This window comes from Amycolatopsis sp. WAC 01376, from assembly GCF_003947415.1.
GTDB lineage: Bacteria > Actinomycetota > Actinomycetes > Mycobacteriales > Pseudonocardiaceae > Amycolatopsis.
On the sequence record NZ_QHKL01000007.1, the window covers coordinates 143,127 to 160,391 of the forward strand.

Consider the following 17,265-nt stretch of genomic DNA (forward strand, 5'->3'; position numbering starts at 1 on the left):
CGAGAAGGAGGAGACGTGACTTCAGCGTCGGACCCGGCACAGACCAGCGGCCTGAAACCAGGGCTCAAGCAGCGACATATGAACTTGATCGCCCTCGGCGGCGTCATCGGAGCGGGGCTGTTCGTCGGCAGCGGCGTGGTCATCCAGTCGGCGGGACCGGCCGCGGTGGTCTCGTTCCTCATCGCGGGCCTGATCACCGTGCTCATCATGCGCATGCTCGCGGAGATGACGATCGCCAAACCCGCGCTCGGCTCGTTCTACGTCTACGCCAGAGAAGCGCTCGGCAACCGTGCCGGTTTCGCCGTCGGCTGGATGTACTGGTACTTCTTCGTCATCGTCGTGGCGGTCGAAGCCGTCGCGGGCGGCCGGATCCTGCAGCTGTGGGTACCGGATGTGCCACTGTGGGTGCTCAGTCTCGGCCTGCTCCTGATCCTGACCGGTACCAACATGGTCTCGGCGCGGTCCTACGGCGAGTTCGAGTACTGGTTCTCCTCGATCAAGGTCGTCGCGATCGTCGTGTTCCTGGTCGTCGGCGGCCTGTACCTGTTCGGCTTCTGGCCGGGCGCCCAAGGTGGCGTGACGAACCTGGTCTCCCATGGCGGATTCGCACCACTCGGTATCGGCGCCGTGCTCGCGGCGGTGGTCCCGTGCATCGGTTTCTACACCGGCGCGGAGATCGTCACCATCGCCGCCGCCGAATCCGCGGAGCCGAAGCGGGCGGTCGCGAAGGCCATGCGGTCGATCATCCTGCGGGTGGTGCTGTTCTACGTCGGTTCCGTGTTCATCGTCGTCGCGATCAAGTCCTGGGACGATCCGGCGACCGCGGTCAGCCCGTACGCGGCCGTACTGGAGGTGCTCGGGATCCCGGCGGTGGCGACGATCATGAACGCGATCGTCCTGACGGCGGTGCTGTCCTGCCTGAACTCGGCGCTGTACACCTCGTCGCGGATGCTGTTCGCGCTCACCAGCAAAGGCGACGCCCCGAAGGCGTTCACGCGGCTGTCCCGCAGCGGTGTGCCGAGGCGCGCGATCCTCGCCGGGACGGCCATCGGGTACGTGTCCGTCATCGCCGCCTACACGTCACCGGACCTGATCTTCCAGTTCCTGGTCAACTCCTACGGCGCCGTCGCGCTGTTCGTGTACCTCTCGATCGCGCTCGCGCAGGTGCGGCTCCGCCGGCGCCTGGAACGCGAGGATCCGGAGAAGCTCACGCTCAAGATGTGGCTGTTCCCTTGGCTGAGCTACGCGACCATCGCGCTGATGGGCGGGGTGATCCTGGCGATGGCGCTGCTGCCGTCGACCCGGTCGCAGTTCTGGCTCAGCGCGGTGACGCTCGTGCTGATCCTCCTCGGGTTCGAGATCCGCAGGCGGCGCGGCAAGCCGGTCGCCCAGGTTCCGGCGGCCCCTGTCGATCCGTTGCCCGATGAGTCCAAACGGGACGCTGCCTCGGCCGCCGTCCGGGATTGACAAGCCCCGCAACGGCTGAGTCGCGAAAGCCACTTTCGGGGGACGTCTGATGTCCCCAAAGTGGCTTTCGCGACACGGCGTGGTGGTGCCAGCGCTACCACGAGTCTTCCCTCACGCGGGATCGTTTCCACCCCTTGACGGCCGTAGGTTCAGCCGGGAGAGATCACCACGGTTAAGGGGAAACAATGATTGCAGGGGGCGCGTGCGCCTTGAAGCTGGAATCCGTGAGCAAGGTCTACGGATCCGGTGACGGCGCGGTCACGGCGTTGAACGGGGTGACCGTCGAGGTGCGCAGAGGCACGTTCACCGCGGTGATGGGGCCGTCGGGTTCGGGCAAGAGCACCTTCCTGCACTGCGCGGCAGGGCTGGACAAGCCGAGCTCGGGCCGGGTGCTGCTGGGGGACACGGAGCTGAGCCGGATGCGCGAGAAAGCGCTCACCGAGCTGCGGAGGACCCGCGTCGGGTTCATCTTCCAGGCCTACAACCTGTTGCCGTCGCTGAACGTGCTGCAGAACATCACCCTGCCGACCAGGCTGGCCGGGCAGAAGCCCGACCCGCAATGGCTGCGTCAGATCGTCGAGAGTGTCGGCATCGCGAAGAAGCTCGAACACCGCCCGTCGGAACTGTCCGGCGGCCAGCAGCAGCGGGTGGCGATCGCCCGCGCGCTGATCACCCGGCCCGAGGTCGTCCTCGCCGACGAACCGACCGGAGCGCTGGACACGCGTACCGCGCGCCAGGTGCTCGACCTGCTCCGGTCCATTGTGGACGAAATGGGGCAGACCGTGCTGATGGTCACCCACGACCCGGTGGCGGCGTCGGCCGCGCACGGTGTGCTGTTCCTCGCCGACGGCAAGCTGGCGGGCCACCTCTCGCAGCCGACGCCGGAGCGGGTCGCCGAGCGTATGACCCACCTCGGGGAGTGGTGACGTCATGTGGGATTTGGCATGGCAGACGACGAAGACCCGCCTGAGCGGTTTCATCGGCGCGTTCATCGCGATCCTCTGCGGGACGGCGCTGGTCGCCGGCTGCGGCATCCTGATGGAATCCGGTCTGCGGGCCGGTGTCCCGACCCAGCGGTACGCCGACGCGGCGGTCGTCGTCGGCGGTCAGCAGACGGTCGACCCGCCCGGGGCGGGCCCGCTCGAAAGGAACCAGGTCGCCGAGCAGGCTTCGGTGCCGGTGACGCTCACCGGGGCGATCACCGCGGTGCCAGGGGTCCGCGGTGTGGTGGCGGAGCAGAGCTTCCCGGCCAATGTGGTGACGGCCGACGGCCGGGCGCTGAACGGGCCCGAGGGTGGCCAGTCCTTGGGTCACAACTGGGACGCCGCCGCGCTGGCCCCGTTCTCGCTGCGTGACGGCCACGCGCCCGCCGGCGCCGGCGAAGTGGTCCTGGACGCGGAACTGGCGTCACGGAGCGGCGCGGCGGTCGGCCAGCGGGTGAAGATCGCCATCCGCTCGACCCCGGTGGAGTTCCGGGTCTCCGGTATCGCCGCCCCGAAGTCGGGCGACGGCCTCACCCGGCAGTCCGCGGTGTTCTTCTCGCCGGAGAAGGCCGCCGAACTCGCCGGGACACCCGGTCAGGCGCACGCGATCGGTGTGCTGGCGGATCCGGGCGTCACGCCGGGCGACCTCGCCGACCGGATCCGCGGCGGGGTCGGCACCGACAAGGTGACGGTGACGACCGGGGTCGAGCGCAGCACGGTCGAGTTCCTCGACGTCAGCCAGACCCGGATGCTGCTGATGGCGCTCGCGGGCTCCTTCGGCGGCTTCGCGCTCCTCATCGCGGTGTTCGTCGTGGCCAGCACCCTGGCGCTGGTCATCAACCAGCGGCGCAGGGAGTTCGCGTTGCTGCGGGCGATCGCGGCGACACCACAGCAGATCCGCAAGCTCATCGGCGCCGAGACGATGATCGTCGCGGTGGTCGCCGGGGTGCTGGGCAGCGGCCTCGGCGTGGCGGTCGGGTTCGGGCTGCGGAACGCGTTCGGGGCCGTCGGGGTGATCCCGCAGGACTTCGAGCTGGCGATCAGCCCGATCCCGCTCGTCGCCGCGCTGGCGCTCGGTCTCGGCACGGCGCGCCTGGCCGCATGGTCGGCCTCGCGGCGGCCGTCGTCGATCCGCCCGGTGGAGGCGCTCGGCGAGGCCGCGGTGGAGCGGCGTGAACTCGGGCGCGTGCGCGTCATCATCGGCTGCGCGCTGGTGGTGGCCGGTCTCGGCGGATCGATGGTCCCGATCTTCCTCCGCGGTGACGCGGGGCTCGCGGCTTCCGGGGGTTCGTCGCTGATCATCGTGATCGGGCTGGCCGTGGTCAGCCCGAAGGTGGTCGCCGTCATGACGCGGCTGATCGCGCCGGTGCTCAACCGGATGTCGCGGATCAGCGGCTACCTGGCCGCCGCGAACAGCCAGGCCAACTCGCGCCGCCTCGCCGCCGCGGTGACGCCGGTGATGCTGGCGGTCTCGTTCGCGCTGACGATGTTCTACAGCCAGACCTCCGCGGCCGCCGCGCGGCAGGAGGAGACCGTCGAGTCGACCACCGCGGACCACGTGCTCGCCAGTGGCACGGGCGGGCTCTCGCCGGAGGTCGCCGAGGCAGCGCAGCGGATCCCCGGTGTCGCCGCCGCGACCTCGGTCGTCCGCACCGAGGTGATCAACACGGTGCAGGAACAGGAAAGCGTGCGTGTCGAGCGGTACGCGGCGCAAGGACTGGACGGCGCGCAGATCCGCGGGAACCTCGAACTGGGCGTCGTGTCGGGCAAGATCACCGACCTGACCGGGAACACCGTGGCGATGAGCGAAGCGGAAGCCGGCTGGTACGAGAAGAAGATCGGCGACGAGGTCGAGTTCTACTTCGGTGACGGCGCTCCGGCGAAGCTGCGGCTGGTCGCCACCTACACCCGCGACCAGGCTTTCGGCCGCTACGTGCTGCCCGCGGAGCTGGCAAGGGCGCACACCGGCGACCGGATGGACGATTCGGTGCTGGTGCGGGAGCAGCCCGACGCGGATTCCGCGACCGTGACGGCCGCCCTGAACGACCTCGCGAGCCGCTATCCGGGGCTGGTCGTGACGCCGGGATCGGCGGTGGCCGCGCCCGCCGGCGGGCAGCAGCAGGCCCAGTTCTACGTGAACCTGGTCGCGGTCGGCGTGATCCTCGGCTACGTCGTGATCTCGGTGGCCAACACGCTGGTGATGAGCACGGCGCAGCGCTCGCGGGAGTTCGCGCTCCTGCGGCTGATCGGCACCACGAAGCGGCAGGTCATCCGGATGATGCGGTTCGAAGCACTGGCGACGGTGGGGGTCGCGACACTGCTGGGAACCGTGGTGGCGGGGATTCCCTTGGTCCTGTTGAACCTCGGCCTGCGCGGGACACCGCTGCCGTCCGGAACGGCGACCGTCTTCGGCGGGGTCGTCGCCGGGGCGATCCTGCTCGGCCTGGTCTCGCTCGGCCTCGCCACCCGCGTGACGCTGCGGTCGAAGCCGATCGAGGCGATCGGCCTCCGCGAATAACGGGCCCTCGTCGTCCGGTCAGCCCTCCGCGGCGGGCCGGACGGCGGGGATCTTCCCGCCGCGGAAGGCGTCCACGAACAACCGGTGGTCCTCCCGCGACTGCTCGGCGTAGGCCATCCCGAATTCGGTCAGCGCGCGGACGAACTCGTCCTCGCGGTCGCCGATGACCCCGGCGATGGCCTCTTCGCTCTGGAAGCCGACCAGTGTCTGCTCCGAGTCCGAATCGGACACACAGTGCATCTTCGCGGTGGCCCTGCCGAGATAGTCGAGCACCGGTCCCATCTCCGACGGCTCGGTCAGATCCGACCAGTCCAGGTCGTCGACGTAGGGCGACAATTCCGAGACGACGAATCCGAGCCCGTCGATCTCCGTGTACCCGAGCCAAGGATCGGCGTGCGCCTGCAACGCGCGCTGGGACACGGCGGTGCGGTGCCCCTCGTTGGAGAAGTAGCCGCGGATGCTCTCCTCGGCCACGATCCGGCTCGGCGCCGCCACGTTCCCTTGTTTCATCGACAGGACGACGTCGTTCTCGAGTGCCTGTGTCCGGCCCTCGACGAGGATGTTGTACGCGGGCAGCCCGGCCGAGCCGATGCCGAAACCGGTCCGGCCGACGATGTCCTTGACCCGGTAGGTGATGCTGCCGAACCGCTTGTTCTCCGGGATCGTGTCCAAGTAGGACTCGAAGGCCTTGGTCGCGATCTCGTGTTCGGCCTTCTCCAGCACCCGGACCCCGGGCCCGTGCCGGAACCTGCGGTCGAAGTCCTCCACCATGGTCAGCTCGTCGAGCAGGTCGATCCGCGTCTTGAGGCGCGCCCGGAGCAGGATGTCGTGGAGGACGCCCTCGGTGCTGTCCAGTTCGAGCCGGACGAGTTCGTCACCGGGACGCTCGGCGTACTCCCGGACCTGCTTGACGTAGGCGCGCAGATAGGTGCCGATCAGCATCTCGATGTCGTCGTCGGAGATCGCCTTGCTCCACGCCAGCAGCGCGACACTGGCGGCCAGCCGTTTGAGGTCCCAGGTGAAGCATCCGAGGTACGCCTCGTCGAAATCGTTGACGTCGAACACCAGCGTCCCGGACGAATCCATGTAGCTGCCGAAGTTCTCGGCGTGCAGGTCGCCCTGGATCCACACCCGGCTGGTCTTCTCGTTCGCCCACGGATCGTTCTCGTGCGCCATGTCCGCGTAGAACAGGCACGCCGAACCCCGGTAGAAGGCGAACGGAGCGGCCGCCATCTTGCGGAACTTGCGGCGGAACGCGTCGGCGTCCGCGCGCATGAGGTCTTCGAAGGCCTCCACCAGCACTTCGACGATCCGCGCCTGCCGATCGTCCTCGCCGCGCTCGCGGATCCACTCGACCACACCTGTCATCACGACCTCCAGACGTTTGTCACGGTGCCACAGGTCGGTTCGCCGGGCAGATCAGATCTTGCGGAAACGCGCGTCCAGCAGCGCGAAGGCGCCGAACGCGGCAATCCCGGCAGCGAGCACGAGGAGCATCGGGCCGCCGTACGGCTGGGCGGAGAGGGTCTTCAGCGCGGCGTCGAGGCCGCTCGCCTTGGCCGGGTCGAAGGTGACCGCGGCGACGACCGTCAGCACGCCGATGGTGCCGTACGCGGCGGAGAGCGCGATCCAGCCGATCTGCCCGAGCCGGATCGTCGTGGTCCGGGCGGGCCCGGAGGCGCCGCCGAAGTCGAGCTCCCGAACGAACGTCTTCCGGAATCCGCGCTGGGCGAGGAAAACCGCCACCGCGACGACGGCGACCCCGGCGCAGGCGATCAGAACCTGTCCGTACGACTCCGCGAGGATCCCGGCGACGAAAGACCCTTGCCCGTCGTCGGCGCCCGCGATGGCGATCTTCACCGCGCTGTAGGACACGAGCCCGTACAGCACGACTTCGATCCCGCTGACGATCCGGCGCACCGTCCGCCGCCGCGTCTTCACCTGCCGATGGCCCGTGATCGCCTCGCTGAGCTGCCACAACGCCAGTACGGCCAGCCCGGCCGCGATCAGCCAGAGCAGCCACGCGCCGCCCTCGGCGACCACCATCTGCAGAGCGCCCGCCTTGTCCGCCTTCGCCTTGTCGCCGAGCGCGACCTGTGCCGCGAGCCACGCGACGAGCAGGTGCACGACCGCGTAACAGACGAGCCCGCCTCGGGCGAGCAGGCCGAACGTCTTGCTGTCGCGCATCGGGCGATCCTTGCCGAGCCGTCCGCTTTCCACCAGGTCCGGCCGGAGCAATGTGTCGGGCAGGTCACTCTTGATCTCCACCGAGGTCGAGGGTGAATCCTGGGTTCCACCGACAGTTTCGAGGAGCGAACATGAACGAGGACAAGGGTTTCTACTCGATCATCGAGTACGCCGTGGACGGACCGGAGACCCAGGCGGCGCTGGTGGAGGCCTTCGCCGAGATCCAGGACCGCTGGGTCCGGTTCTACCCGGGTTACGTCTCGGCGCGGTTCCACGCGAGCGTGGACGGGACCCGGGTCGTCAACGTCGTCAGCTGGGCGAGCGAGGCGGACTACCGGCATTTCGAGGAGACCTCGGACACCGCGGGCAGACTCGCGGCCATCCAAGCGGCACTCGACGGCCTGCCCGGCGAGGTCGAGTCACTGGTGACCGCGAATCCGCGCTACCGCGTCGTCCGGGAGACCGGCCCCGGCCCGCGGCGGTAGAGGGCGCGGATCCCGAAGGCGGCGAGCAGCCCGAGGACGGCCAGCCCGATCGGCCGGAACGCGACCGTCCACGGCCAGGCCGGGCCACCGAGCGCGAGGTGTTCGGTCCGGTACTCCAGCGTCCTGGCCGTCCACCGCGTGGTGGCGGTGTCCGTGGTGCGCACCAGGTCTTCGAGCACGGCGTCGAACGGGAACCCGGGCCCGGCGTGCAGATACACCGGTGAGAGCCCGGCGTACCGATCGGCCGCGTGCGTCGCCGCCGCGTCGGCGCCGGGCACGATCAACCGGTCGAAGTCGCCCGCCACCGGCGTGTCGCGCGGGGCGAAGGTCAGTCCGTGCCGGGACCGGATCGGCGCGCCGTCGAGACCGACCGCCGTCGTCTCGACCGCAAGGGACTGGCCGTAGGTGTCGAACACGGCGGCGAGCTCCAGTTCCCGGATCCCGCTGGTCAGCAGGACACCCAGCGTCGGCTTGTCCCAGCGGAAGGCGGTGTTGAACCCGACGACGGTGTCCGCCGCTTCGAAGGTGTTCTGCGTCATCGGCGGGCTGGAGCCGGGGGAGTAATGGGACCAGCCGACGGCTTGGGCTGTCTGCCGCGCGGTTTCGGTGCCGGCGAAGCGCTCGGCGATCCGCAGCGCCCCGTCGATCCCGGAGAGGATCCCGGCCGTGGTCACGATGTTCCCGTCGTCGACGTAGCGGGTGCCGCGAATCCAGTCCACGGCGGGGAATTCGTCGTCGAAGCCGCCGATGCGGAGCCAATGCGCGGTGGCCTTCCGCCCGTCGAGCAGCCCGGCCGAGGCGAGGACGCCCGAACCGTTGCAGACGCTCATGAGCAGCGCGCCCCGCGACGACTGCCGCTTCAGCCAGTCGGTCACCGGTCGCGTGGTCGGCTCGCCGAGGTCCGGCAACGCGGGCACCACCACGACGTCCGGGGCGGCGGGGAGCAGCTTGTCGAGCTCGGCGAAACCGAGGTCGGGGATCAGGTCGAGGCCGCCGGTCAGGGTGACCGGCCTGGCCACCGGCGCGACGGTGTAGACGTTGAACGCGCCGGTCGCAGCCAGGATTTCGTACGGGACGAGCGTGTCGGAGACGACGGCGCCTTCGTTCCCCACGACGACCACCGCGGTGGGTTTGGCGGGATCGTGCGCCCGGCGTACCGGCTGCGGCGAGATCCCGTCGGTTCTCTGTGCGTAGCGGTTTTCGAAACTGGCGCTGAGTGTGACGGCGCCGAGGGTGAGCGGCAGGGCCAACGCGGCGACGGTGAACGCCAGCACGGTCAGCGTGACACGGACGACGGTGCGCATGGTCAGAATCCGTACTCGGCGCGACGGCGGACCATGGCGGCGAGCATCGCGGGCACCATCAGCACGTGCCCGGCCGTCATCAACGTCGACCCGGACACCAGGCCGGTCCAGTAGAACGGCATGAACAGCAGGTACGGCACGTACATCGCGGCCGACATCTCCGCGATCGACGCCCAGCCGTGGCGCCGGATCCGCATCCACAGCGCCATGCCGAGCGACATGTTCGTCGCCATCACCAGCGCACTCGCGGTCACGTTCCCGGCGAGGCCGGGCCACAGGAACGACCAGACCGGTTCGAGGACGATCATCCCCGCCACCATCGCGAGAAGCATCTCCACGGCGTGGCGGGTGAAGTGCAGGATGGCCTGCTTGCGGGTCTTGGGTTCTGTCGTGTGGTTCATTCCGGCTCCCTCGATCGGTGCGACGGGAGCAATGTTCGGCCGCGGCGGGGCACGAGGGCAGGTGCCGGAAGTCATGCGTGAGGTCATGTGACCGGGGTTCAGAACAGGCCGAGTTCCCTCGCGCGCAGGGCGGCCTGGGTCCGGTCCCGCACCTGGAGCTTGGACAGGACACTCGTCACGAGGTTCTTCACCGTTCCCTCGGCGAGGAACAGCGCCTTGGCGATCTCCCGGTTGCTGCGGCCGTCGGCGAGGAGCCGGACCACCTCCAGCTCCCGCTCGGAAAGCGGCGTCATCAATGGCTGGGCCCGCGGTGTCTCGGCGGGTAGCCGCGCCACCCTGGCGACGAGCTTCGCCGCGACCGACGGCTGCAGCACCGACTCGCCCCGTTCGGCCGCGACCAGCGCTTCGACCAGCTGCGTCGACGAGACGTCTTTGAGCAGATAGCCGACGGCGCCCGCTCGGAGCGCGGCGAACACGTCCTCGTCGTCGTCGAAGGTGGTCAGAGCGAGGACACGTACGCCGGGCTGCTCGGCCCGAAGCCGAGCGGTGGCCGCGATCCCGTCCAGCACCGGCATCCGCAGATCCATCAGCGCGACGTCGGGACGGAGTTCGGCGCACAGCCGGACAGCCTGCTCGCCGTCGGCCGCCTCGCCGACGACTTCGATCCCCGGCTGGACTTCCAGCAGGGTCGCCAACGCTTCGCGGAACAACGCCTGGTCGTCGACGATCAGCACGCGGACGCTCATCCCGGCACCTCCACGGTGAGCGTCAGGCCGTGGCCTTCCGCGGAGTCGATCGAAACCCGGCCGCCGAGCCCGGCGACCCGCTCGCGGAGCCCTACGAGCCCGAAACCCTTGTCCGGCGGGGGTTCCCCGGCGATTCCGAGACCGTCGTCGCGGATCTCGAGCCGGACTCGATCGGCCTCGGCGTAGTCGAGCACCACGGTCGCGGCCTTGGCACGCGCGTGCTTGTGCACGTTGGTCAATCCCTCCTGGGCCGCCCGGAACAGCGATTCCTCAACCTCGGCACGGGTTTCCCGCGCCGCGCCCTTGACCTCGAACCCAGTCGGCACGCCGGCCGCGGAAGCCTCGTCCGTCAGTGCCCGCAACACTTCCGCGAGCGGTTCGGAGCGCGGTTCCCGCAGTGCGGAGACCGACCGGCGGACCTCCGCCAGCGCCTCCCGCGACTGGTCCTGTGCTTTGGCGAGCATCCCGTCGACCCGTTCGGTGTCGCCGGTGCCGATCACCGCGCGGGCGGCCTGCAGCATCATCTGCACGACCGTGAGGTGATGACCGAGCCCGTCGTGGATATCGCGCGCGAGCCGGTTGCGTTCCTGGATCGTGGCGAGCTGTTCGGCCTGCGCGGCTTGGTCGCGAAGACGTTCGTGCACCTCGGCCAGCTCCTCCCGCGCCCGCTTCTCCCGAACGACGAGTTCGGTGACCACGGCCGCGAAGATCATGACCGCCAGCGTCCCGAGCCCTTCACGGAGCCCGTCCATCGGCGCCATCGGCAGATGGATCAGCGGGATCAGCACCGCCACCCCGAAAGCCACGGGCAGCGGCAGCAGCAACACGGTGTGGCTGACAAGGACCACGAGAAGCAGGACGGACCCGACGGCGGCGCCCGAAAGCGAGAACAGGGTGAAGCCGAGCGGTAACTGAACGCAGACATACGCGATCGCCCACGCACGTCCGTGCTTCTGGACCCAAGGGAAGCCGATGACCGCGATCGCCGCGTAGACCAGCCCGGCGACGAGCGTCGGGAGCACGAGCGTCTCGTACTTGGCCGAGCCGAGGGGCAACGTCACGTACGCGACGAGGGTCAGCACAGCCAAGGCCCGGTTCACGGACACACAATGCTCGACTGCGCGTAGTCGTCGCAAGCGACTCCCGCAATTAGTCCTCTGGATGCGGTGGTTGCGCGTGCAAGGACCGCATCCAGAGGACCCATTGCGGCAGGGCGGGGGCTGGCGACCTGGCGTGAGCGCCTGGTGAAGTACATGAAGGGGTCCTTCACGGAGCTAGACACCTCCTTGACTGTCCATTCGGGACATTTTCGAGATGGCAATGCCCGATTTAAGGCATTTGCACTGACCCCCACGTGGAACCGCCCACCTTGGCGCAAATCGGGCATTCAGCTGGAGGATAAAGTCCTCTGTGGACACTCGGGCCCCGTCGACCCAAAGCGCCGCGTGCTCAGGCGCCCCGCAATCAGTCACCTGCTTGCGGGGTCAGGTGATCGTGCTGTTCCGGATCTCCAGCGAGAACGGCGTCTGGACGTCTTCCGGTTCGAGGTCGCTCCCGCCCGCGATACGCCGCCGCAGCAGATCGACCGCCGCCCGCGCGATCGCCGCCTTGTCCGGCGCGATCGTCGTGAGCGAGGGCAGGCTGTACGCGCTTTCCTCGTTGTTGTCGAAGCCGACGATCGCCATGTCCGACGGCACCTGGACGCCGCGTTCGGCCGCGGCGCGAAGGGCGCCGATGGCGAGAAGGTCGTTGAAGCAGAAGACGGCGTCGGGCGGTTCCGGCAGCGCGAGGAGATGTGCCATCGCCTCGGCGCCGTTGGCGCGGTGGTAGCGCAGAGCGGGCAGGACGAGTTCCGGAATGGGCGTGAGCCCGGCCTCTTCGAGCGCGGAGTGGTAGCCCTCCAGCCGTTGCGCGGCCGTGTGGCGCTGCGGATGCGCGCCGATCGCGGCGATCCGGCGGCGGCCGAGTGAGATCAGGTGCCGCACGGCGATCCGGGCGGCCTGGACGTTGTCGATGCCGACGTGGTCTATCGGGACGTCGACGACGTGCTCGCCGAGCATCACCAGCGGGACGCCTGGCGCCAGGTCTTCGAAGTCGTTGGTGTGCAAAGCTTCCGGGCTGATGATCGCGCCGTCGATCAGATGCGGTCCCAGCGCGGACAGGGCGTTGCGCTCCCGCTCCCTGGTGCCGAGGGTCTGTTCGATGAGGACGTTCCACTCGTGTTCTTGCGCCGCCTGCAGCACCAGCCCCGCCAGTTCGCCGAAGTACGGGATGCTCAACTCGGGCAGCATCAGCCCGAGGAACCCGGTGCGGCCGCGACGGAGGTTGCGGGCACCGAGGTTGGGCCGGTAGCCGGTCGACGCCAGTGCCTCCTCGACCCGCTTGCGGTTCTCCGGTTTGACGAAGTCGTAGCCGTTGACCACGTTCGACACGGTCTTGACCGAGACGCCCGCCAGCTTGGCGACGTCCTTGAGCGTGGCCACCCTCGCTCCCCTCTGCAGTGCTCCGGCACAGATCCGGCACAGCCTAGCCGCGCGAACGGCGGATTTACAACGTTGTACCAACGATGTAAATCTGGCATCGTCCTAATGAGTGACATGGGTCACCGCAGACCCCTGTGCTCGACTTCCCCGAGGAGCGATCGATGTCCCTGCCCATCCGCCGCACCCTGCTCCTGGTGACCGGCCTCGCGCTCGCGCTGACGGCCTGCACCAGTCGCGAGACCCAGCAATCCGCCCCGTCGGGGGCGGGACCGGCCGCTTCGGCGGCGCCGAACCAGGCCGCGGGGCCGGGATGCGCCCGCGAGAAGGTCGGCTATCCGCAGGTGGACGTGAAGAACGCGGTCATCGGCTTCTCCCAGTCGGAGAAGGAGGCGAATCCGTTCCGCATCGCCGAAACGCAGTCCATCAAGGACGAAGCGACGAAACTCGGTGTCCCGGCCGACAAACTCCTGGTCACCAACGCGCAGAGCGATCTCAACAAACAGGTCAGCGACATCAAGTCGTTGCTGGACCGGGGCGCGCAGCTGCTCATCGTGGCCCCGCTGAACTCCGACGGCCTTCAGCCCGCCCTCGACGCGGCGAAGGCCAAGAAGGTCCCGGTCATCACGATCGACCGCAAGGTGACCTCGCAGCCGTGCTCCGACTACCTGACCTTCATCGGCTCCAACTTCGTCGAGCAGGGCAAGCGCGCGGCGCAGGAGATGGTGAAGGCGACCGGCGGCACCGGCAAGGTCGCGATCCTGCTCGGCGCGTCCGGCAACAACGTGACCACCGACCGCACCAAGGGTTTCAAGGACGAGATCGCCTCGACCACGGGCATCCAGATCGTCGCCGAGCAGACCGGTGAGTTCGACCGGTCCAAGGGGCAGGCCGTCATGGAGCAGCTGATCCAGAGCAACCCCGAGATCACCGCCGTCTACGCCGAGAACGACGAGATGGGCATCGGCGCGGTCACCGCGCTCAAAGCCGCCGGCAAGACGCCGGGCAAGGACGTCAAGATCGTCTCGATCGACGGCACCCGCAACGCGGTCCAGCTCCTCGCCGACGGCAGCTACAACGCGGTGATCGAGTCCAACCCGCGCTTCGGCCCGCTCGCCTTCTCGACGCTGCAGGATTTCGCCGCCGGCAAGGAGATCCCGCCGACCGTGGTGATCTCCGACGACCAGTACGACTCGGCGAACGCGGCGCAGAAGCTCGGGAACGCGTACTGACGATGGAACCGGTTCTCGAGGTCGAAGGCGTGACGAAGACGTTCGCCGGGGTGCGCGCGCTCGACGACGTGTCGTTCGCGCTGCGGCCGGGCGAGGTGCACGCGCTGGTGGGCGAGAACGGCGCCGGCAAATCGACGCTGATCAAGGTGCTCACCGGCGTGCACCGGCCGGACTCCGGCACGATCCACGCGCGGGGCGCGATCTCCACGATCTACCAGGAGGTCAACCTCATCCCGCTGATGAGCGTGGCGAGCAACGTGTTCCTCGGCCGCGAGCCGAGGAAGCGGTTCGGACTGGTGGACTGGGCGCGGATGAACGCCGGCGCGGCGGCGCTGCTGAAGGACTACGGCATCGACGCCGACGTCCGCCGTCCACTCGGGACACTCGGCGTCGGTGCCCAGCAGATGGTCGCGCTGGCCCGTGCGGTGTCGGTCGAGGCCGACGTCGTGATCATGGACGAGCCGACATCTTCGCTGGAACCGCGCGAGGTCGAGACGCTGTTCGAGGTCATCGGCAGACTGCACGAACGCGGGATCGCGATCGTGTACGTCAGTCACCGGATGGACGAGCTTTACCGGATCTGCGACCGCGTCACGGTGCTGCGGGACGGCAAGCGAGTCCACACCGGACCGCTCGCGGACCTGCCGCGGCTGGAATTGGTGTCGATGATGCTCGGCCGCAGTGCCGGTGACATCCGCTCGCACGGCGCGACGGCCTTCGAGGGCGACCACGAGGCGGGCCGGGAACCGGTGCTGCGGGCGGAGAACCTCACCAGCGGCAACCGTCTCGGCGGGGTCTCGGTGGAGATCAAACCCGGCGAGATCGTCGGCCTCGCCGGACTGCTCGGCTCCGGAAGGACCGAGACCGCGCGGGCGATCGTCGGCGATCTGCCGTTGTCCGGCGGCACCGTCCTCGTCGGGGGAAAGCAGGTGCCGCAAGGGAGTGTGGCCGCCGCGATGCGCGCGGGCGTCAGCATGCTCGCCGAGGACCGCAAGACCGAGGGGATCATCCCGCATCTTTCGGTGCGGGAGAACATCGTGCTCGCCGCGTTGCCGAAGCTGTCCCGCTTCGGCATGGTCAGCCGTGCCCGGCAGGACAGGATCGTCGACACGTTCGTGAAACGCCTGCGGATCAAGGTGTCCAGCCCCGAGCAGAAGGTCGCCGAACTCTCCGGCGGCAATCAGCAGAAGGTGCTGCTGGCCCGCTGGCTGTGCACCGAACCGAAAGTGCTGCTGCTCGACGAGCCGACCCGGGGCATCGACGTCGGCGCGAAGGCGGAGGTGCAGGCGCTGATCGACGAACTCGCGAAGGACGGGCTCGCCGTCCTGCTGATCTCGTCGGAGATGGAGGAGCTCCTCGACGGCGCCGACCGGCTGATCGTGCTGAAGGACGGCGCGGTGGTCGGGGAACTGGCGGGGGAGCAGCTGACCCAGGACCACGTGCTGGCCGCGATCGCTTCGGGCGGGGACGCGAATGACTAGTACCCAGCGAAGAACGGAGGAACCGGGGCCCACCATGACGGATACGGCGAAACCGGTGGACCGGACCCGGTTGGCGCGGTGGCTGCAGGAGTACGGCGTGTACGTCGCCGTCGTCGCGCTGGTGCTGTTCAACGTCGCGTTCACGGCGAACTTCCTGACCGTCGGAAACTTCCGCACCCAGCTCATCCAGGCCGCACCGGTGCTGGTGGTCGCGCTCGGGATGGCGCTGGTGATCGGCACCGAGGGCGTCGACCTGTCGGTGGGCGCGGTGATGGCGCTGTCGGCCGCGCTCGTCCCGCTGTACCTCGGCTACGGGACGCTGCCCGCGGTCGCCATCGCCCTTGCGGCCGGGTTGGCGGCGGGAGCGTTCAACGGTGTTCTCGTGGCCAGAGTCGGGATCCAGCCGATCGTGGCGACACTCGCCTTACTGGTCGGGGGACGCGGCCTCGCGCTGGTGCTCGCCGACGGTCAGCTCATCCAGTTGCACGACGAGACGTTCCTCGCGCTCGGCAACGGCGAGGTGCTAGGGATCCCGGTGAGCGTGCTCATCGCGGCTGTCCTGGCGGTGCTGGTGGCGGCGCTGGTCGGGAAGACGGCGTTCGGCAGGCGGCTGGTCGCGATCGGCGGCAACCGGCGGGCCAGTGTGCTCGCCGGGCTGCCGGTCAACCGCGTCCTCATCGGCGTGTACGCGATCTGCGGGCTGCTCGCGGCGCTGGCCGGGGTGCTTTCGACGGCGCGGCTCGGCGCCGGCGATCCCGCGGACGCCGGGTTGCTGATGGAACTGTCCGCGATCACCGCGGTCGTGGTCGGCGGTACCCCGCTGACCGGCGGCCGTGTCCGCATCCTCGGCACGGTGATGGGGGTGCTGCTCATGCAGCTCGTCCGCGCCACGCTCATCAAGCACAACCTGCCGGATTCGACCGCGCAGATGATCCAGGCCGCGATCATCGTCGTCGCGGTGTACGTCGCACGGGAACGGAGCAGCCGATGACCGCGGCGCCCACGATGGCCGCTCAGGACTCCACCCGGCGCGAGCTGATGACCGGAGTGCTGCAGAAACAAGGCGCGGCGATCGCGCTGGTGCTCATGGTCGCCGTCGCGTGGCTGCTGTTCCCGCGCTTCGGCAGCTTGGACAACCTGCGTGACATCGCGTTGCAGAGTTCGTTCCTCGCGATCATCGCGCTCGGCATGACTTTCGTGATCATCACCGGCGGGATCGACCTGTCGGTGGGCTCGGTCTACGCGCTCGGCGGGGTCCTCGCCGCCTACGGGTCGCAATGGGGTTTCCTCGTGGCACTGTTGCTGCCGCTGGCGGTGTGCGGGCTGATCGGGTTGATCAACGGGCTGCTCGTCGCGAAGACCGGGATGGCTCCGTTCATCGTCACACTGGCGTCACTGCTGTTCGCCCGCGGCCTGCTGCTCGCGATCACCAGCGAGGGCGCGACGACGTACAAGATCCCGGAGGGCGAGGCGTTCGTCGAGCTCGGCCGCGGCACGATGTTCGGCTTCGGCTACCCGGTGTTCATCGCGGCCGCGTTGTGCCTGATCGGCGGGCTCGTGCTGCGGCGGACCCGGTTCGGGCAGTCGGTGTTCGCCACCGGCGGCTCGGAGCAGTCCGCGAAGCTGATGGGACTGCCGGTGGCGCGCACCAAGGTCACCGTCTACGTGATGAGCGGCGTCCTTTCCGGGCTCGCGGGCGCGCTCACCGCGGCTTACCTGCAGTCCGGCGTCACGGTGATCGGGGTCGGCCTCGAACTGGACGCGATCTCCGTCGTCGTCATCGGGGGCACCCTCCTGACCGGCGGAATGGGCTCGATTCTCGGAACTGTCATCGGGGTAGGCATCCGAACGGTCATCCAGAACGTAATCAACCAGATAGGAACTCTCGACAGCAACTACCAGTCGGTGGTCAGCGGTGCGTTCCTGCTGGTGGTCGTTGTTCTGCAGCGGTCGCTCGCCCGCACGACCGCCCGGAGATAGG

At 68.9% G+C, this 17,265-nt stretch carries 15 protein-coding genes; 8 read left to right on the plus strand and 7 right to left on the minus strand.

Going from position 1 to position 17,265, the window contains the following annotated elements:
* Positions 1 to 78 precede the first annotated feature (78 nt).
* The 3 genes from DMH03_RS31240 to DMH03_RS31250 all read left to right on the plus strand — a co-directional run bounded on the left by DMH03_RS31240 (position 79) and on the right by DMH03_RS31250 (position 4,968).
* Positions 79 to 1,467 carry an amino acid permease gene (locus DMH03_RS31240; protein ID WP_125795967.1) on the plus strand — a complete coding sequence of 463 codons (1,389 nt, stop codon included), beginning with the start codon at positions 79 to 81 and terminating at the stop codon, positions 1,465 to 1,467.
* Positions 1,468 to 1,652: 185 nt separating this feature from the next.
* Positions 1,653 to 2,393, plus strand: coding sequence for an ABC transporter ATP-binding protein (locus DMH03_RS31245; protein ID WP_125795590.1), 741 nt, complete (start codon positions 1,653 to 1,655; stop codon positions 2,391 to 2,393).
* A gap of 4 nt (positions 2,394 to 2,397) precedes the next feature.
* Complete coding sequence (locus tag DMH03_RS31250; RefSeq protein WP_125795591.1) at positions 2,398 to 4,968, plus strand: FtsX-like permease family protein; 2,571 nt, start codon at positions 2,398 to 2,400, stop codon at positions 4,966 to 4,968.
* 18 nt (positions 4,969 to 4,986) lie between these two features.
* On the opposite strand, the gene DMH03_RS31255 is transcribed toward DMH03_RS31250, so the two are convergent.
* Positions 4,987 to 6,336 (minus strand): DUF2252 domain-containing protein, encoded by a 1,350-nt coding sequence (locus DMH03_RS31255; RefSeq protein ID WP_125795592.1) that lies wholly within the window; start codon positions 6,334 to 6,336, stop codon positions 4,987 to 4,989.
* A 51-nt stretch (positions 6,337 to 6,387) separates the two neighbouring features.
* On the minus strand, positions 6,388 to 7,236 hold the full coding sequence (locus tag DMH03_RS31260; protein WP_125795593.1) for a DUF1206 domain-containing protein: 849 nt from the start codon (positions 7,234 to 7,236) through the stop codon (positions 6,388 to 6,390).
* Between the two features lie 50 nt (positions 7,237 to 7,286).
* Here DMH03_RS31260 and DMH03_RS31265 point away from each other — a divergent pair, with 50 nt between their 5' ends.
* Positions 7,287 to 7,640: an antibiotic biosynthesis monooxygenase gene (locus DMH03_RS31265; protein WP_125795594.1), complete on the plus strand. Its 354-nt coding sequence runs from the start codon at positions 7,287 to 7,289 to the stop codon at positions 7,638 to 7,640.
* Here DMH03_RS31265 and DMH03_RS31270 read toward each other — a convergent pair.
* The 5 genes from DMH03_RS31270 to DMH03_RS31290 all read right to left on the minus strand — a co-directional run bounded on the left by DMH03_RS31270 (position 7,598) and on the right by DMH03_RS31290 (position 12,574).
* Positions 7,598 to 8,944, minus strand: a complete 1,347-nt coding sequence (locus DMH03_RS31270; protein WP_125795595.1) for a DJ-1/PfpI family protein — start codon at positions 8,942 to 8,944, stop codon at positions 7,598 to 7,600. The genes DMH03_RS31265 and DMH03_RS31270 overlap by 43 nt on opposite strands.
* A 2-nt stretch (positions 8,945 to 8,946) precedes the next feature.
* On the minus strand, positions 8,947 to 9,345 hold the full coding sequence (locus tag DMH03_RS31275) for a hypothetical protein (protein ID WP_125795596.1): 399 nt from the start codon (positions 9,343 to 9,345) through the stop codon (positions 8,947 to 8,949).
* A gap of 98 nt (positions 9,346 to 9,443) precedes the next feature.
* Positions 9,444 to 10,091 carry a response regulator transcription factor gene (locus DMH03_RS31280; RefSeq protein ID WP_125795597.1) on the minus strand — a complete coding sequence of 216 codons (648 nt, stop codon included), beginning with the start codon at positions 10,089 to 10,091 and terminating at the stop codon, positions 9,444 to 9,446.
* Positions 10,088 to 11,191, minus strand: coding sequence for a sensor histidine kinase (locus DMH03_RS31285; protein WP_233611738.1), 1,104 nt, complete (start codon positions 11,189 to 11,191; stop codon positions 10,088 to 10,090). The genes DMH03_RS31280 and DMH03_RS31285 overlap by 4 nt, the downstream gene beginning before the upstream one ends.
* Before the next feature lie 384 nt (positions 11,192 to 11,575).
* A complete protein-coding gene (locus DMH03_RS31290; RefSeq protein ID WP_125795599.1) occupies positions 11,576 to 12,574 on the minus strand; it encodes a LacI family DNA-binding transcriptional regulator in 999 nt (332 codons plus the stop codon).
* A gap of 161 nt (positions 12,575 to 12,735) precedes the next feature.
* Here DMH03_RS31290 and DMH03_RS31295 point away from each other — a divergent pair, with 161 nt between their 5' ends.
* From DMH03_RS31295 to DMH03_RS31310, 4 genes are read left to right on the plus strand one after another with little or no spacing between them, the layout of a single operon-like run.
* The gene (locus tag DMH03_RS31295) at positions 12,736 to 13,803 is read left to right on the plus strand and encodes an ABC transporter substrate-binding protein (protein WP_125795600.1); all 1,068 of its coding nucleotides are present in this window, start codon (positions 12,736 to 12,738) and stop codon (positions 13,801 to 13,803) included.
* 2 nt (positions 13,804 to 13,805) lie between these two features.
* The gene (locus DMH03_RS31300) at positions 13,806 to 15,284 is read left to right on the plus strand and encodes a sugar ABC transporter ATP-binding protein (RefSeq protein ID WP_125795601.1); all 1,479 of its coding nucleotides are present in this window, start codon (positions 13,806 to 13,808) and stop codon (positions 15,282 to 15,284) included.
* A gap of 34 nt (positions 15,285 to 15,318) precedes the next feature.
* Entirely contained in the window at positions 15,319 to 16,275 is a 957-nt protein-coding gene (locus DMH03_RS31305; protein WP_125795602.1) for an ABC transporter permease, read from the plus strand.
* Positions 16,272 to 17,264 (plus strand): ABC transporter permease, encoded by a 993-nt coding sequence (locus tag DMH03_RS31310; protein ID WP_199749094.1) that lies wholly within the window; start codon positions 16,272 to 16,274, stop codon positions 17,262 to 17,264. Before DMH03_RS31305 ends, DMH03_RS31310 begins: the two co-directional genes overlap by 4 nt.
* Position 17,265 lies beyond the last annotated feature (1 nt).

What these genes read in the sequence shown, in the direction of transcription:
- DMH03_RS31240 (WP_125795967.1), top strand. Translation starts at nt 79, where the DNA reads ATGAACTTGATCGCCCTCGGCGGCGTCATCGGAGCGGGGCTGTTCGTC.
- DMH03_RS31245 (WP_125795590.1), top strand. Translation starts at nt 1,653, where the DNA reads ATGATTGCAGGGGGCGCGTGCGCCTTGAAGCTGGAATCCGTGAGCAAG.
- DMH03_RS31250 (WP_125795591.1), top strand. Translation starts at nt 2,398, where the DNA reads ATGTGGGATTTGGCATGGCAGACGACGAAGACCCGCCTGAGCGGTTTC.
- DMH03_RS31255 (WP_125795592.1), bottom strand. Translation starts at nt 6,336, where the DNA reads ATGACAGGTGTGGTCGAGTGGATCCGCGAGCGCGGCGAGGACGATCGG.
- DMH03_RS31265 (WP_125795594.1), top strand. Translation starts at nt 7,287, where the DNA reads ATGAACGAGGACAAGGGTTTCTACTCGATCATCGAGTACGCCGTGGAC.
- DMH03_RS31270 (WP_125795595.1), bottom strand. Translation starts at nt 8,944, where the DNA reads ATGCGCACCGTCGTCCGTGTCACGCTGACCGTGCTGGCGTTCACCGTC.
- DMH03_RS31275 (WP_125795596.1), bottom strand. Translation starts at nt 9,345, where the DNA reads ATGAACCACACGACAGAACCCAAGACCCGCAAGCAGGCCATCCTGCAC.
- DMH03_RS31280 (WP_125795597.1), bottom strand. Translation starts at nt 10,091, where the DNA reads ATGAGCGTCCGCGTGCTGATCGTCGACGACCAGGCGTTGTTCCGCGAA.
- DMH03_RS31295 (WP_125795600.1), top strand. Translation starts at nt 12,736, where the DNA reads ATGTCCCTGCCCATCCGCCGCACCCTGCTCCTGGTGACCGGCCTCGCG.
- DMH03_RS31300 (WP_125795601.1), top strand. Translation starts at nt 13,806, where the DNA reads ATGGAACCGGTTCTCGAGGTCGAAGGCGTGACGAAGACGTTCGCCGGG.
- DMH03_RS31305 (WP_125795602.1), top strand. Translation starts at nt 15,319, where the DNA reads ATGACGGATACGGCGAAACCGGTGGACCGGACCCGGTTGGCGCGGTGG.
- DMH03_RS31310 (WP_199749094.1), top strand. Translation starts at nt 16,272, where the DNA reads ATGACCGCGGCGCCCACGATGGCCGCTCAGGACTCCACCCGGCGCGAG.